We start from the raw sequence: 16,256 nt of genomic DNA on the forward strand, positions 1-16,256 counted from the left end.
CCGTCCCTGCGCCCGCTCCCGTCCCTGCGCCCGCGCGCGCTCCCGTCCCCGCGCCCTCACCCGTCCCCGCGCCCTCACTCGGACCCGCGCCCGCGCCCGCGCCCGCACCCGCGCCCGCACCCGCACCCGCGCCCGCGTCCGAACCCCGGCCCGCGCCCCCTCCCACCGCCCCGCTCACGGCACCTCCCCCGCCCGCTCCGGCGCGAAAAGGGGCGCCAGGAGGTCCCCGTACCGCTCCAGACGTGGCGCGATGTCGTCCATGAGGAAGGCGAGGGCCGCCGGATCCGTGCCGGGGCGGGCGCAGGCCTCCACCTCCTCCCAGGTGACCGGGGCCGAGACGGTGGGCAGGGTCCGGGCCCGCAGGGTGTAGGGGGTGGCGGTGGTCTTGGCGGCGGCGTTCTGGCTGTGGTCGACGAACACCTTCCCCGGCCGCAGCGCGCGGGCCATCCGGTGCACGACGAGCCCGGGAAGCTCCGCCTCCGTCTCGACGGCGAGCTGTCGCGCGTACGCGGAGACCCGCGCCGAGGGCGTCGGCACCACCGGTACGAGCAGGTGCAGCCCCTTGGCGCCGGAGGTCTTGGCGTACGCGTCGAGGCCGTCCCGCGCGAGCCGCTCGCGCAGCCGGACGGCGACCCGGCAGCACTCGACGACCGTCGCGGGCGGCCCGGGGTCCAGATCGAGCACGAGCCGGTCGGCGACGGCGGGGGAGGAGGCCCGCCACTGGGGGGTGTGGAACTCCACGACCAGGTTCGCCGCCCACATCAGCGAGGCCAGGTCCTCGATCACGACTTGCCGGGCCCGGGGGTCCTCGGAGCGGGGCACGGGGGTGGTCCTCACCCAGGAGGGTGTGCCGGGCGGCGGATTCTTGGTGAAGAAGAGCTGCCCGTCCGGACCGTCCGGATAGCGCAGGAACGACACCGGACGATCGCGCAGATGCGGCAGGATCACGGGCCCCACGGTCGCGTAGTGGTGGAGCAGCTCGCCCTTGGTGGTGCCGGTGACCGGGTGGAGCACCTTGTCGAGGTTGCTGAGCGTCAGGCGTCGCCCCTCCACCTCTGTGATCGGCGTCATACGATGAGAATCCCACGATTCGTCCCGATCAACGATGATTCGGCCCGAAAGGAAGAACCGTGCGATCCATCTGGAACGGCGCCATATCCTTCGGCCTGGTCAGCATCCCGATCAAGCTGGTGAACGCCACCGAGAGCCGCTCCGTGTCCTTCCGGCAGATCCACACCGAGGACGGCGGACGCATCCGCTACCGCAAGGTGTGCGAGCTCGACGGCGAGGAGGTCGCCCCGGCGGAGATCGGCAAGGCGTACGAGGAAGCCGACGGGGCCATGATCCCGATCACCGACGAGGACCTGGCCGCGCTGCCGCTCCCCACGGCGCGGACGATCGAGATCGTCGCCTTCGTGCCGGCCGGCGAGATCGACCCGCTCCAGATGGACGCCGCGTACTACCTCTCGGCGAACGGGGTGCCGGCGGCCAAGCCGTACACCCTGCTGCGCGAGGCCCTGAAGCGCAGCGACAAGGTGGCCGTGGCCAAGTACGCGCTCCGGGGCCGGGAGCGGCTCGGGATGCTCCGGGTGGTCGACGACGTCATCGCCATGCACGGTCTGCTCTGGCCGGACGAGATCCGCGCCCCGGAGGGGGTGGCCCCGGAGACCCCGGTGAGCGTGCGGGAGGCCGAACTCGACCTGGCGGACGCGCTGATGGCCACGCTGGGGGAGGTCGACATCGGCAGCCTGCACGACGACTACCGGACGGCGGTCGAGGAGATGATCGCGGCCAAGGCGGAGGGCGGCGAGGGCGTGCCGGCCGCGGAGCCCGGGGAGGAGCCGGGCGGCCAGGTCATCGATCTGATGGCGGCGCTGGAGAGCAGCGTGCGGGCGGCGAGGGAGGCGCGAGGCGAGGACGCGGTGGTGACGGAGCTCAAGCCGCGCGGGACGCCGAAGGAGACGGGGGGCAAGAAGTCGACGTCGAGGGCGCCGGCGAAGAAGGCGGCGGCGGCGAGGAAGAGTACGGCGAAGACGACGTCCGAGGCGGCGGGGAAGGCCCGGACCGGGACCCCGGCCAAGACGGCGTCGAAGACGGCGTCGAAGGCGACACCGTCCAAGGCCACGTCCAGGACCGCGTCCAAGGCCACCTCCAAGAGCGCGTCCAAGGCCACGCCCCCGGCCGCCTCCAAGACCGCCTCCAAGACCGCCTCCAAGTCGACGGCGAAGAAGGCGGCCCCGCGCAAGCGAACCGCCTGACACGGCCCCGCGCACCCAAGCCCCCGGAGATCACTCCGGGGGCTTCTCGCTGCCCGTTTGCGGGCAGCGGAACGCTCGTTAACCGCCAACACCCCGAATAGCGAACACAGTTCACTTTCCTTCGGACAACAGCTGGTCAAATTCTTGTTGCAGACCTGTCAAACGGGATCCTTCGCTGGCACGCTCTCAGCCGCACCACCCCCCACAACCCCCCCCACGCTTCGCAGCGAAGGAGCCCGCGTGACCCGCCAGCAGTCCTCGCACCGCCGTATCACCCCCGCCCGCACCGCCGCCCTGATCGCATCGGCCGCCATGGTCGTCGTCGGAGTCCAGACCGGATCCGCCAGCGCCGATGTCCAGCGCGAAGCCGGCGCCACCGCGCTGGTCCTCACCGGCTCCCAGCGTGCCGCCGCCGTCCACGAGGCCCAGGCCGGTGCCGCCGCCACCGCCCAGGCCATCGGCCTCTCCGGCAAGGAGAAGCTGGTCGTCCGGGACGTCGTCAAGGACGCCGACGGCACCGTCCACACCCGCTACGAGCGCACCTACGAGGGCCTCCCCGTCCTCGGCGGCGACCTCGTCGTGCACGAGAAGAAGAACGGCGCCCGCGCCACCACCAAGGCGACCGAGGCCCGGATATCCGTGGCGAGCACGGCCCCCGCCGTCGCCGCGACGACCGCCGGGAAGGCCGCCGCCGCCTCCTCCGACGCGCGCTCCGCCGCCCCCGCCTCCTCCCGCAAGGTCATCTGGGCCGCCACGGGCAAGCCGGCCCTCGCCTGGGAGACGACCGTCACGGGCGTCCAGACCGACGGCACCCCGAGCGAGCGCCACGTCATCACCGACGCCACCACCGGCAAGGAGCTCTACTCCTACGAGGCGATCGAGACGGGCACCGGCAACACCCAGTACAGCGGCAGCGTCACGCTCGGCACCTCGCCCTCGTTCACCCTGAACGACACCGCGCGCGGCGGCCACAAGACGTACGACCTGGCCGGCGGCACGGGCAACGGCACCGGCACCCTCTTCACCAACAGCACCGACACCTGGGGCAACGGTCTCGCCACCAACCGCGAGACCGCCGCCGCCGACGCCCACTACGGCGCGGCCGTCACCTGGGACTTCTACAAGAACGAGCTCGGCCGCAACGGCATCCGGGGCGACGGCGCCGCCGCGTACTCGCGCGTCCACTACGGCAACGCGTACGTCAACGCCTTCTGGTCCGACTCCTGCTTCTGCATGACGTACGGCGACGGCACGGGCAACCTCAAGCCGCTCACCTCGCTCGACGTGGCCGGCCACGAGATGTCCCACGGCCTGACCGCCTCCACCGCGGGCCTGCGCTACAGCGGCGAGTCCGGCGGCCTCAACGAGGCCACCTCCGACATCTTCGGCACCTCGGTCGAGTTCTACGCCGCCAACGCCTCGGACCAGGGCGACTACCTCATCGGCGAGGAGATCGACATCCGGGGCAACGGCACCCCGCTCCGCTACATGGACAAGCCCAGCAAGGACGGCAGCTCCGCCGACTACTGGTCGAAGTCCGTCGGCCGCCTGGACGTCCACTACTCCTCGGGCCCGGCGAACCACTTCTTCTACCTGCTCTCCGAGGGCAGCGGCGCCAAGACCGTCAACGGCGTCGCCTACGACTCCCCGACGTCCGACGGCTCCACCGTCACGGGCATCGGCCGCACCAAGGCCTACAAGATCTGGTACAAGGCCCTGTCCACCTACATGACCTCGTCCACCAGCTACGCCGGCGCGCGTACGGCTACGCTGAGCGCGGCCACCGACCTGTACGGCGCCGGCAGTGCCGAGTACAACGCGGTCGCGAAGGCCTGGACGGCGATCAACGTCAAGTAACAGCACAGCGGTCAGCACCGCGTAGCCGCACGACACCCGCACCACGTCGTCGGCACGCGACCGCACCACACCCGTGGGGCCGTCCGGCGAGCACATCGCGCCGGGCGGCCCCACCGGCAGTCCCCGGGAGAATCGTGAGCACGGTCGACACCACCACCACCGCACCGACTCCGCCGGCGCTCCCGGACGGTCGTCCGGCCGCCGCCGCGTGGTCGCTCGATCCGGCGGTCAGGCACCTCAACCACGGGTCGTTCGGCGCGGTTCCCCTCCTCGCCCAGGAGGAGCAGAACCGGCTGCGCCGGCGGATGGACGCCTCACCCGTCGAGTGGTTCCCCGAGTTGCCCGGGCGGGTGGCGGCGGCGCGCACCGAGATCGCCCGCTTCCTCCGGGTGGCCCCCGGCGACCTGGCCCTCGTGCCCAACGCCAGCGCCGGCGCGAGCGTCGTCTACGCCGGAGCCGCCGCGCGTCCCGGTGGCGAGATCGTGGTCACCGACCACGGCTACGGCGCCGTGACCATGGGGGCCGAGCGGCTGGCCAGGCGCTGGGGCGGCCGGGTGCGCACGGCGCGCGTCCCGCTCGACGCCGACGCGGACACCGCGTACGAGCACGTCGTCGGGGAGCTGGGCGAGGCCACCGGTCTCCTCGTCATCGACCACATCACCTCCCCCACGGCACGCTGGATGCCGGTGGAGCGGATCGCCGCCGAGGCCGCCCGGCGCGGCATCCCGGTCCTCGTCGACGGGGCGCACGTGCCCGGCCTCGCCGAGAGCCCCCTCGACGGCCTCTCCTGCGACTTCTGGGTCGGCAACCTCCACAAGTTCGGCTGCGCCCCACGGGGCACCGCCGCGCTCGTGGCGCGCACCGGGCTGCGCGACGACCTCCACCCGCTGATCGACTCCTGGGGCGCTCCCGAACCGTTCCCCGCCCGCTTCGACACCCAGGGGACCGTCGACGCCACGAGCTACCTCGCCGCGCCCACCGCCCTCGGCTTCATCGAGGACACCTGGGGATGGGACACGGCCCGCACCTATCTGCGCGAACTGGCCGACTACGCCGAGCGGATCGTCGCCGAGGCGTTCTCGGAGCTCACGGGCCGGGACTGCCGGGTGGACGTCGGCATGCCGGTCGCCGCCCTGCGGCTGGTACGGCTGCCGGAACCGCTGGCCACCACGCACGCCGAGGCCGACGCGCTGCGCGACCGGGTGCTGCGGGAGCTGGGGGTCGCCACGGCCGTCACCAGCTTCGGCGGCGTCGGCTATCTGCGCCTCTCGACGCACCTGTACAACACCCCGGCCGACTTCGAGGACTTCGCCGAGCGCTGCGTCCCGGCGCTCGGCGCGTGGAGCCGGGACCGATGAGGCCCTGAGGGGGACCGGGACCGATGAGGCGCCCTGAGGGGGACCGGGACCGGTGAGGCCGTGAGGCGTCCCGGTCCCGGCGTACCCCGGCCGGCGGATGTCTCTCAGCGGGCCTGGACGGTCACCGTCGTCCCCGGCCGTACGGAGACCTCGGCGTAGGTGTACGTCGTCCCGTCGACCACCTTCGTCCTCGCCTCCCGGGCCGCGCCGTCGACCTCGACCGATGTGTGGACGCCGGGGAAGCGGGCCTCCCAGGTGTACGTGGCCGAGCCGTCGTTGGTCAGCGTCGACCGCGTGGCGCCGTCGTGGCGCAGCGCGAAGGGTTCGCCGCCGATCTCCAGCCCGTCGATCCCCAGCCAGTCCATGCCCGACGGCAGCCGCGACTGCGTGGTGAGCCGGCGGGCGGGCGCGTCGGGCTCGACACCCATCAGACCCTTCACCGTCTGGCCGACCAGGGTGTACGAGACCTCCGGGTAGTCGCCGTTGGGGCCCTGCCGCGACACCGGGTGCTGGACGTCGCGCTGGTCGTAGACGTACTTCATCCACTTCCACGCGGTGTCGTTGCGGTTGTGCGCGAAGAAGGTGTCGGGCAGGTACGAGATCGCCTCGATGTTGCCCGGCCGGCCGCTCCCGCTCGCCTGCTGGTCGACGTACGCGAGGTAGGCGTCGTTCCTCGCTCCGGGGGCGATGATCCGCTTCATGGGCATGAACCAGCTGTTCTCCTTGCCCCAGCCGGTGAGCGCCTGCCCGTCGACGGTGTAGCCCCGGACCATGGAGCCGCCGGACCCGGTGCCGCTCCAGGTGGTGTTGAAGTACTCCTTGAGGGCGGCGGCCTTCGTCGTGAAGCCGGCGGCCAGCGCGCTGTCGCCCTTGCTGGTGGCCAGGGCCGCCATCGCCAGGTACGCCTGGTACTGGGAGCCGATGGCGTCGCCGGACTCGGCGAGCCGTTCCGTGCCGACCTCGTTGTAGCTCGCGGCTCCGGCGAAGATGCCGTTGCCGGTGCCCTCGGCGATGCCGTTGGGCTTCCTGGCGTCGTGAAGCTCGACGAACTCCTTGGTGGTGTGCCGGTAGAAGTCCCACAGGACGGGGTCGTCCAGATAGGCGGGGTCGCCGCTCCAGCGGTAGGCCTCGTTGGCCTTCTCCACCAGCTCGAAGGGCGCCGGGACCTCGCGTACGTAGTTGGTGGAGCTGCGGTAGTCGATCGACAGATAGGTCCGGTTGTCGAAGTTGACCGCCCACACGGGGAAGTAGGTGTGCGTGGCCGTGGACGAGGCGGCGAACGCGCGCAGCATGTTCTTGTTCTCGTCGTGCAGTCCGAGCACGGCCGCGCCGCCCAGCTGGTGGGCCATGTCGCGTGAGTAGTAGGCGCTCCGGTGGGCGTACCCCGCCCAGTAGGAGGGGCCGTACGTGCCGGTGCCGGAGCCCGAGGGGTAGCGCTCGTCGACGTTCAACGGGCCGACGGTGCCGGGCAGTTGGACCCAGCTGTTGGCCTTGCGCTTGGCCCAGCCGAACATCTCGACGATCTTCGGGTCGGACGAGGTCACGACCGGGTCGGCGGGGGCGGCGGGGGAGACCATGACGTCGTCGGCGTTGACCCAGCCCGTACCGGATTCGAAGGCGATCTCCAGCCGGTCGCCGGCCTTCAGGCCCACCCGGCTGACGGTGTAGCGCGCGTAGGTGGAGCGGTTCGGCAGGTCGACCGCCCCGGCGGCGGCGCCGTTGACCCGGACGGCGAACCTCGCTCCGGTGCCGTTGGTGGCGATCCAGGCGGAGAAGTCGTACGTGCCGGGTCCGCCGGCGGTGACCGTCTGCGAGACCTTCCGGCCCGCGCCCGCGTCGAGGTAGATCAGCCGGGAGCCGCCGTGCGGGATGTTGGTGGCGACGCCGGTGCCCTGGGTGAAGGTCCAGCCGGTGGAGCCCTGCTCGAAACCGGGGTTCGTGATCGTCAGCGGAGGCTGGGCGGCCGCCGCGGCGGGGCCGCCGCCGAGTGCCGGGGCCAGTGTGGTCAGCAGGGTCGTGGCCGCGACGAGGGCCAGACGTGCGGGGCGCGTGTGTCTCATGGGGGCTCTCCGGGGTCAGCGGGCCGTACGGGTGGCGCCCGGACGCTAACAGCGCACTTCACCGCCGTACAAGACTCCTGCAACATCCAATTGCAGGATCAGTCAGCAAGTTTTCATCTGAGTATTGCAAGTCTCCCTGGCTGATTGTTAACGTCGCGGCTCGTCAGCCTGGCGCCCGCCGGCCTGGCCCTTCGATCTGCGAGGCAAGGGGATGTGCCGTGGTCATGAACCGTCGCGATGTACTGAGGGCGGGCGGCGTGCTCAGCGCCGGCGCCGGACTGGGCGGCCTCACCGCCTGCTCCGGCACGGGGAGCACCGGGCAGGGGGGCGGCGCGGCCGGCGACGCCGCGAAGGGTGACATCACGGTCTGGAGCTGGGCGGGCCCGGCCGCCGAGCTGAAGGCGCTCGTACCGGCCTTCAACAAGCAGTTCCCGGACATCAAGGTGACCGTCCAGGACATCGGCAACCCCGCCATCTGGGACAAGATCACCACAGGCCTCGCGGCCGGCGGCGGCGGCCTCGCGGACGTGCTCCACATCGGCGTCGACTACCTGCCGGGCTACGTCGAGAAGTTCCCGAACGGCCTCGCCGACCTGAGCAAGCTCGGCGCGGACACCTACAAGGACGCCTTCGCCGCCGGCCTGTGGCGGACCGTCTCCTCCAAGGACGGCCGCGTCAGCGCCCTCCCCTGGGAAGCCAACTCCGCCGGCTTCTACTACCGGTCCGACGTCTTCGAGGCCGCCGGCGTCGACGTCGACGCGATCGACACCTGGGACGCCGCCATCGAGGCCGGCAAGCAGATCAAGGCCAGGACCGGGAAGTACCTCCTGGGCATCGACAAGCCCGCCTCGCAGGCCGACTCCGCGAACTTCTTCCAGATGCTGCTGCAACTCCAGGGCGCCTTCTACTTCGACCTGGACGGGCGGATCACGCTCGACTCGCCCGAGGCCGTCAGGGCGATGACGATCATCAAGCGGATGAACGACGCCGGACTCGTCAACGACATCTCCGGCGGCTGGAACGCGCTCATCAGCTCCATCAAGAAGGGCACCGCCGCCGTGGTGCCCTGGCCCACCTGGTTCGGCGGGATCATCGAGGAGACCGTCCCCGGCGAGGCCGGCAAGTGGGGCGTCCGGCTGCCCCCGCCCGTCCGCCGCGGCGGACTGACCAGCGCCACCGTCAACTCGACCCACCTCGCCCTCGCCGGCGCCGGCAAGCACCAGGCAGCCGCCTGGAAGTTCGTCGAGTTCGTCCTCACCCGCCCCGAGAACCAGGTCAAGATCTACAAGGGCAAGGGCATAGCCCCCGCCCTGATGAAGGCCTACGACGACCCGGTCTTCCACACCCCTTCGGCGTTCTTCGGCGGCCGGAAGCCCGGCGAGATCTTCCTCGGCGCGCTGAAGGCCGACTCGCCGGCGTTCAACTACACCGCCGACTACGCCCGCGCCCTCAAGGCCACCACCGACGCCCAGACCAAGGTGCTCCTCAAGGGCGCCGACCCGGCCAAGGTGCTGCGCGAGGCCGCCGACCAGCTCGCCCAGCAGACCGGCCGTAAGAAGGCGTGATGACCGCGCTCGCCACACCGGCCCGCACGAAGCCCGCGGCGGGCGGCCCCCAGGGGACCCGCCCGCCGCGGCTCACCGCCCGGCGACTCGCCCCCTACGCCTTCGTCCTGCCGGCCCTGCTGCTCTTCGCCGCCTTCAAGCTCTACCCGATCGCCTGGTCCTTCGTCCTCAGCCTCCACAAGACGGTGGGAGGCGTCGAGACCTTCGTCGGCGCCGACAACTACACCCGGCTGCTCCACGACCCCCTGTTCCGGACCGCCCTGGGGAACACCGCGGTGATCCTCGTGGTCCAGGTGCCGGTGATGCTGATCCTCGCCACCGGACTGGCCGTCGCCTTCGACTCGGCGGCGCTGCGCGCCCGCTCCGTCTTCCGGCTCGGCTTCTTCCTGCCGATGGTCACCGGCCTGGTGGCGTACGGCATCGTCTTCTCGGTCCTGCTCAACGAGGAGTACGGACTGGTCAACTGGCTCCTCGGGCTGGTCGGCATCGACTCGGTGCCCTGGCTCGTCGACCCGCTCTGGGCGAAGATCTCCCTCGGCCTCGCCCTCACCTGGCACTACACCGGCTACAACGCGATGATCCTGCTCGCCAGGCTGCAGTCGATCCCCGGGGAGCTGTACGACGCGGCCTCGGTCGACGGCGCCGGCCCCTGGAAGTCCTTCCGGCACGTGACGCTCCCCGGACTGCGGCCCGCGCTCCTGCTCACCACCGTGCTGTCCACCATCGGCACCCTGCAGATCTTCGACGAGCCCTACGTCCTCACCCGCGGCGGCCCGGACAACGCCACGCTCACCATCGGCGTGTACCTCTACCAGAACGCCTTCACGTACTTCGACTTCGGCTACGCCTCCGCGATCGCCTACGCCCTCGCCGTACTGATCGGCATCCTCGGGCTGATCCAGTTCCGCGTCCTGGGAGACAGGAAATGACCACCACCACGACCGGAACCCGCACCGGCCGCGGCCCACGCCGGAGCCGTACCCGAGGCAAGGGCCGGGGCAACGGCATCATGCTGACCTCCGGACTGGCCATCGCCCTCGCCGCCGTCCTCGTCCCCTTCTACTGGCTCGTCATCGCCGGCACCCACAGCTCCCAGGAGGTCTTCGACTCCCCGCCCCCACTGCTCCCCGGCGGCCACCTCGCGGAGAACCTCACCAGCCTCCAGGACACGGTGTCCTTCGGCCGCGTGGTGCTCAACTCGGCCGGCATCGCCGCCGTCTACACCCTGTGCGCGGGAGCGGTCTGCACCCTCGCCGGCTACGCCTTCGCCAAGTACCGCTTCAGGGGCCGCGACCCGCTGTTCGGCGTGATCATGCTGGGCCTGGTCATCCCGGCCCAGGTCACCCTGGTGCCCCTCTTCAAGCTCATGGCCGAACTGGAATGGCTCAACACCTACCAGGCCGTGATCATGCCCAACCTCGCCCTGCCCTTCGGGATCTTCCTGATGCGGCAGTCCATGGCCGCGCTCCCCGACGAACTCCTCGACTCCGGCCGCATGGACGGCTGCGGAGAGTTCCGGCTCTTCGTCGCGGTCGTGCTGCCACCGATGAGGCCGGCCCTGGCCGCCCTCGGCATCTTCCTCTTCCTCTACCAGTGGAACGACTTCATCTGGCCACTGATCGTGCTGCGCGACGGAGCCTCGTACACCATCCCCGTCGCCCTCGCCTCCCTCCAGGGAGTCGACGACACCGACTACGGCGCCATCCTCGCCGGCACGGCCGTCGCCGCGATCCCCATGGCCGTCGTCTTCCTCGCCCTGCAACGCCACTTCGTCTCCGGCCTGCTCGCCGGCGCCGTCAAGGAGTAACGTGACCGCCCTGACCCACGACGCCGTCACCACCGCCGAGCTGACGCCGGCGACGTACGAGCCGCTGCTCGACACGGTCGAGATCGCCGTCCTCGCCCCCGGCACCGAACCGGCCTGGACCCTGTCCGAACTCCCCGACGGCCTGCGGATGCTGCGCGTCGACGCCGCAGGCGCACCCGTCGAGATCCGCCTCTCCCTGCCCCTGGGCGACGCCGCCGGCTACTGGCACCCCCAGGCCGGCTGGTCGCGCACCATCGTCGCCGACTGGGAGGGGCGGTCCACCGTCAGCCTCGTCGACGGCTTCGCCGCGGGCTGCCTGTACGACCACTCCGGCGCGACCCTGCTCACCTTCGCGGCCACCGACCCCGTGCCCGAGGTCCGGATCCGCTTCGGGGTGTCCGAGGAACACGACACCTACGTCGTCCACCTCCGGCTGCCCGCGTCCGAGGAACCGCACCGCGTCCTGTTCGCCCCGCGGAGCCCCTCGGCCGCCACGGCGCTCGGGGCCCTGCGCGACCGGTTCGCCGCCGGCACGCGCGCGATGCCCGTCCCCGAAGCGGCCCGGCTGCCCGTGTACTCCACCTGGTACGCCTTCAACCAGCAGGTGGACGCGGCCTCCGTCGAGCAGCAGGCCGCACTCGCCGCCGACGCCGGCTGCGGGGTGCTCATCCTCGACGACGGCTGGCAGCACCTGGGCAGCGGCCGAGGTTACGCCGGGTGCGGCGACTGGACCCCCGACACCGCGAAGTTCCCCGACTTCACGGCCCACGTCGCCCGCGTCCGCGACACCGGCCTGCGCTACCTCGCCTGGATCGCCCCGCTCCTGCTCGGCCCCAGGGCGGAGTGCTACGAGCGGTGGGCGACCCGCGCCCCGCTCGCCGCGACGGTACCGGGGGCGTACGTCCTCGACCCCCGCCTGCCCGAGGTGCGCGCCCATGTCGTCGACACCTGCGTCACCCTCGTCCGCGACCACGGACTCGACGGGCTCAAGCTCGACTTCCTCGACCAGGCCATGGTGTACGCGGGCGACGGCGGCGGCGACATCGGACAGGCCCTCACCCTGCTGCTCACCGAGCTGCGGACCGCGCTGGAAGCGGTACGCCCCGAGCTGCTGCTCGAACTCCGGCAGCCCTACGTCGGCCCCGGCATGGTGGCCTTCGGCAACATGCTGCGGTCCGTCGACTGCCCCGGCGACGCCGTCGCGAACCGGGTGCGCACGATCGACACCGCCCTGCTCGCCGTCGGCGGAGCCGTGCACTCCGACCCGCTGCTGTGGAACGCGACAGCACCGGTGGAGGCCGCCGCCCGGCAACTCGTCGGGGCCCTGCACTCCGTCCCGCAGATCTCCGTACGCCTCGACCGGCTCCCCCCGGACCACCTGGCGGCGCTGCGCTTCTGGCTCGCGCAGTGGCGGCGGCTGCGTCCGCAGCTGCTCGACGGGACCGTCCGGCCCGGCCGTCCCGACGACCTCTACACCCTGGTCCGTTCGGAGGCCGACGGGGTGAGCGTGGTCGACGTCCACAGCGAGCGCGCGGTGCCGGTCCGGCCGGCCGAGTTCACGGAGACCGTCCTGGTCAACGCCTCGGACGCGGACCGGATCGTGCTCGACATCGAGGGCGCCGAGGGCGCCGGGACGGCTGTGGAGATCGTGATCCACGCCTGTGACGGCCGTATGATCGAGCGGAGCCCGCACACCCTCCGGCCCGGCCTGCGGAGCCTCCCCGTTCCGCGGATGGGGCTGGCAGTGGTCAGGAGCATCGGATGAACGTCATGACGAAGGGGGACCGGTGAAGGTCGGCATCGTCGAGATCGCGGCCCGCGCGGGAGTGAGCGAGGCGACCGTCAGCCGGGTGATCAACCGGCGGCAGGGAGTCGCGAAGAAGACGCGGGACGCGGTCGAGGGCGCCATGACCGAGCTGGGGTACGAGCGGCCGGTGCAGGGCCAGCTCGTCGCCGTCGTCACCGAGCGCATCTCGAACCCGTTCTTCGCCGACGTCGCCGAGCGCATCGAGTCCGCGCTCGCCCCGCACGGGCTGAAGACCGTGCTCTGCCCGGCCTTCCCCGGCGGCGTGCAGGAACGCGAGTTCATCACGTCCATCGTCGACAAGGGCATCGCGGCCGTCGTCTTCCTCTCCGCGTCCAACACGCTGGAGGGCGCCGACACCGACACGTACGAACTGCTCCGCGCGCGCCGCATCCCGTACCTCGGCGTCAACGGCGAGTTCGCCGACGGGGTGCCCGCCCCCGTCTTCAGCACGGACGACATGCTCGCCGCCGACCTGGCCGTCGACCATCTCTTCCAGCTCGGCCACCGCCGGATCGGCATGGCCTCGGGCCCCACGGGCAACCACCCCGCCGACCGGCGGGTGCGCGGCTTCGTGGCGGCGATGGCCAGGCGCGGCGTCGAGGACGCCGAGCAGTGGGTGATCCGGCAGTCGTACACCGTCGAGGGCGGCCAGGCCGCCGCCGCCTCCCTGCTGGGCCTCGGCGCCACCGCCGTCGTCGCCGCGAGCGACTACATGGCGCTCGGCGCGATCCGGGGCATCCGCCGCCAGGGGTACTCCGTGCCCGGTGACATCTCCGTCGTCGGCTACGACGGGTCGATGATCACCGAGTTCGTCGACCCGCCCCTGACGACGGTGCGCCAGCCAGCGGACCGGCTCGCCCTGGAGGTCGGGCGGAGCGTCCTGGCGCTCGTCACCAACCGGGACGTACCGACGGGGGAACTCCTCTTCGACCCCGAACTGGTCATCCGCGCCTCCACGGGGCCGGTGCCGAAGGGGTAGTGCCCTTCCGGGACTGCCGATGAGCCGGCGGGTGCCCTTCCGGGCGGCCCGCCGGCTCCGGCGTCGCTCCTATCCCAGGAGCTTCGCCCCGGCCCAGTCGGCATGGTCGCTGTTGATGCCGTCGCCCGCGTCCCGCACCCTGAGTTCCAGGGTGCGTACGCCGGTGACGTCGACGTCCACGGACGCGGTCGCGCTCGACGGCGTCATCACCGAGGGGCTCTCGTACAGCTTGACGCCGTCGCCCCAGACCTCGAACCGGACCGTCGAGTTCGCGCCGACCTCGTCGTCCACCCCGACATCCGAACGGAACCGTGTGTAGGCGCCGTTCAGGAGGTACGTGACGGTGCCGTTGGCGTGGGTGCCGAGGCCCTTGGCGTAGGCGACGCCGTTCAGCCTGAGCGGGTGCGAGTCGACGCTCCGGTCCTTCTGGACGGTGCCGAAGTCGCTCCGCGCGTCGGTCCAGCCGAGATCGCTCAGATCCACCGTCTCGCCGGTCCCGCCGCTCGAAGCGGTCGCGGTCACGGACGCGCCGGCCGCCACCGGAACGGTCACGTAGGACACCGTCCTGCCGTACAGCGACTTGGTCTGCGGCGTGTACGCGGTGCCGTTCACGGTGATCGAGGCGGGGGACCCGTAGAACTGGGCCTCCCAGTCGACGGACCCTCCGGAGTTGTTGGTCAGCGTGGAGGCCGTTGTCCCGGTGTGCTTGAGCTTCAGGTCGCTGTCACCGACCTTGAGGTGGTCGATCTCCACCCACGGGGTGTCGGAGGTCAGCCGGGAGACGGTCGCCACCTTGTGGTGGGGGGCGTCCGGCTGCACTCCCATCATGCCGTCGACGACGCTGCTGACCGCCAGGAAGGAGACCTCGGGGTAGCTGTTCTTGCCGGTCATGAGCTTCTTGAGCCATGCCCAGCCCTCGGCCGACCGGTTGTACTGGTAGTACATCTCCGGCAGGTACGAGGTCGCCTCGACGTTCAGGTCGTCGTCGTTGGCGGCGATGAAGTCCAGGTAGGCGCTGGTCCGGGGGCCGTGGTCGCCGAGGCCGGTCAGCATCATCAGGAAGCTGGCCTCGTGGCCCCAGCTGCTGTAGCCCGTGCCGGCGGCGTCCTTGCCGCGCACGTACCGGTTGTTCGCCGCGTCCCACCAGTTCGCCTCGAAGTGGTCGCGCACCCGCTTCGCCCGCGCGGCCCACTTGGCACCGCCGGCGGTGTCGCCCTTCGCCTTCAGGATCTCCGCGTAGGCCTGCATCGACTGGTACTGGTACCCGAGCGCGTCGGCCGCGGAGACGAGGTTCTCGTTCGGGAACTCGAAGAACGTCGCCGTGTACTCCCCGGGCTGCTTCCTCGCCACCGGCTGCTCGGCGGCCGGGTTCGCGTCGTTCCAGGTCACCTCGTGGCCGTCCAGGAACGCACCCATCGTCGAGTCGTAGTACGCGGAGAGGGCCGGATCGTTGATCCAGGCCGCGTCGCCCGTCCACTGGTACTGCTTGAACGCCTTGGCCATCACGTTGAACGGCGAGGGCAGTTCACGGAAGCCGGTGCCGTCGATGTAGTACATGGCGCCGTACGAGCTGTGCGCCCACAGCGGCCAGCCGTTCTGGCCCGGATCGTCGGCGTCGCCGGCGAACGTCCGCATCATGTTGAAGGTCTCGGCGTCCAGACCGAGCGCGTGCGCGCCGTCGGACTGGTGGGAGATGTCCCGGTTGTAGAAGGACTCCCGGCTGGTGTACGAGCCCCAGTAGCCCGGCGTCACCGTGGAGTGCGTGGCGTCCTTGAGGCGCCACCACTCGGGCTCGTGGCCCATCATCGGGTTGCCGGGATAGAACGTCATGCCGAGGGCGCGGCCCTTGCCCCAGTCGAAGCCGTCGTTCAGCGTCGCGTTCGGCGAGGAGATGGTCAGCGCGCTGGTCGGCGGCCCCACGTGCTGCTGCACCGTGATCCTGTCGACGCGCGGCGCCTCGCCGGCGGACACGGCCGTCAGCTCGATCGTGTCACCGGCCTTGAGCGCGATCCGGCTGGTCGTACGGGTGTCGATGTTCATCGGATCGGTGTGGTCGCGGCCGTAGCGCTGGGACGTCGCCCACGAGTCCACGGTGGTGGAGTTGACGGCGAGGGTGTACGTCACGCCGCTCGCGGCCTTGCCGTTGTAGCGGGTGACGAGGTCATAGCTCCCCGCGGCTCCGGAGAAGGCGGTGCGGGCGGTACTCGTCTGACCGGCGGCGCCCAGGGCGTAGGTGACGTGGTCGACGGGGTTGCCGTTCCAGGTGTGGTCGACCGTGTCGGTGGCGAAGTTGGTCAGCGACATGTTCTCGGCTTCGATCACGTACGGCCCCGCGGTCGCCGTGGCCGCGGCGGGTGGACCGGGCAGGACGACGACGGCACCGACGGAAGCGAGGACGGCGGAGAGAGCACAGGCAAGACGACGACGCATGTGCGATCGGATCCTTTCGTGCGCGACAACGTTGTCTACGTTCTGGGGGAGGGCGAGGTGCTGTGGGAAGAAGTTGAACTGTGTCGCCTATTGAGGACTTCGACGGGTGCGGTGTCAACGCTTGTGCACGATTGG

The 16,256-nt window shown here is 71.2% G+C and carries 11 protein-coding genes; 8 read left to right on the plus strand and 3 right to left on the minus strand.

Annotated features, from left to right (window positions below):
• Nucleotides 1–174: 174 nt before the first annotated feature.
• A complete protein-coding gene (ligD, locus tag V4Y03_RS23510; protein ID WP_317874058.1) occupies nucleotides 175–1,071 on the minus strand; it encodes a non-homologous end-joining DNA ligase in 897 nt (298 codons plus the stop codon).
• Nucleotides 1,072–1,130: 59 nt separating this feature from the next.
• Between ligD and ku the strand changes: the two genes are divergently transcribed.
• From ku to V4Y03_RS23525, 3 genes are all read left to right on the plus strand, one after another.
• Entirely contained in the window at nucleotides 1,131–2,258 is a 1,128-nt protein-coding gene (gene ku, locus V4Y03_RS23515; RefSeq protein WP_332436204.1) for a non-homologous end joining protein Ku, read from the plus strand.
• A gap of 240 nt (nucleotides 2,259–2,498) precedes the next feature.
• Complete coding sequence (locus V4Y03_RS23520; protein WP_442809560.1) at nucleotides 2,499–4,115, plus strand: M4 family metallopeptidase; 1,617 nt, start codon at nucleotides 2,499–2,501, stop codon at nucleotides 4,113–4,115.
• 134 nt (nucleotides 4,116–4,249) lie between these two features.
• Nucleotides 4,250–5,473 (plus strand): aminotransferase class V-fold PLP-dependent enzyme, encoded by a 1,224-nt coding sequence (locus tag V4Y03_RS23525; RefSeq protein ID WP_317874060.1) that lies wholly within the window; start codon nucleotides 4,250–4,252, stop codon nucleotides 5,471–5,473.
• A gap of 104 nt (nucleotides 5,474–5,577) precedes the next feature.
• Here the strand turns inward: V4Y03_RS23525 and V4Y03_RS23530 are convergent, their stop codons facing one another.
• Entirely contained in the window at nucleotides 5,578–7,533 is a 1,956-nt protein-coding gene (locus V4Y03_RS23530) for a hypothetical protein (RefSeq protein ID WP_332436205.1), read from the minus strand.
• 224 nt (nucleotides 7,534–7,757) lie between these two features.
• Here V4Y03_RS23530 and V4Y03_RS23535 point away from each other — a divergent pair, with 224 nt between their 5' ends.
• From V4Y03_RS23535 to V4Y03_RS23555, 5 genes are read left to right on the plus strand one after another with little or no spacing between them, the layout of a single operon-like run.
• Complete coding sequence (locus tag V4Y03_RS23535; RefSeq protein ID WP_332436206.1) at nucleotides 7,758–9,098, plus strand: ABC transporter substrate-binding protein; 1,341 nt, start codon at nucleotides 7,758–7,760, stop codon at nucleotides 9,096–9,098.
• Entirely contained in the window at nucleotides 9,098–10,027 is a 930-nt protein-coding gene (locus V4Y03_RS23540; protein ID WP_332436207.1) for a carbohydrate ABC transporter permease, read from the plus strand. Before V4Y03_RS23535 ends, V4Y03_RS23540 begins: the two co-directional genes overlap by 1 nt.
• Complete coding sequence (locus V4Y03_RS23545) at nucleotides 10,024–10,905, plus strand: carbohydrate ABC transporter permease (protein ID WP_332436208.1); 882 nt, start codon at nucleotides 10,024–10,026, stop codon at nucleotides 10,903–10,905. The genes V4Y03_RS23540 and V4Y03_RS23545 overlap by 4 nt, the downstream gene beginning before the upstream one ends.
• A gap of 1 nt (nucleotide 10,906) precedes the next feature.
• The gene (locus V4Y03_RS23550) at nucleotides 10,907–12,670 is read left to right on the plus strand and encodes a glycoside hydrolase family 36 protein (protein WP_332436209.1); all 1,764 of its coding nucleotides are present in this window, start codon (nucleotides 10,907–10,909) and stop codon (nucleotides 12,668–12,670) included.
• Between the two features lie 22 nt (nucleotides 12,671–12,692).
• Nucleotides 12,693–13,691, plus strand: coding sequence for a LacI family DNA-binding transcriptional regulator (locus tag V4Y03_RS23555; protein ID WP_332436210.1), 999 nt, complete (start codon nucleotides 12,693–12,695; stop codon nucleotides 13,689–13,691).
• 69 nt (nucleotides 13,692–13,760) lie between these two features.
• Here the strand turns inward: V4Y03_RS23555 and V4Y03_RS23560 are convergent, their stop codons facing one another.
• Nucleotides 13,761–16,121: an NPCBM/NEW2 domain-containing protein gene (locus V4Y03_RS23560; RefSeq protein ID WP_332436211.1), complete on the minus strand. Its 2,361-nt coding sequence runs from the start codon at nucleotides 16,119–16,121 to the stop codon at nucleotides 13,761–13,763.
• Nucleotides 16,122–16,256 lie beyond the last annotated feature (135 nt).

The organism is Streptomyces sp. P9-A4, from assembly GCF_036634195.1.
Classification (GTDB): Bacteria; Actinomycetota; Actinomycetes; order Streptomycetales; family Streptomycetaceae; genus Streptomyces.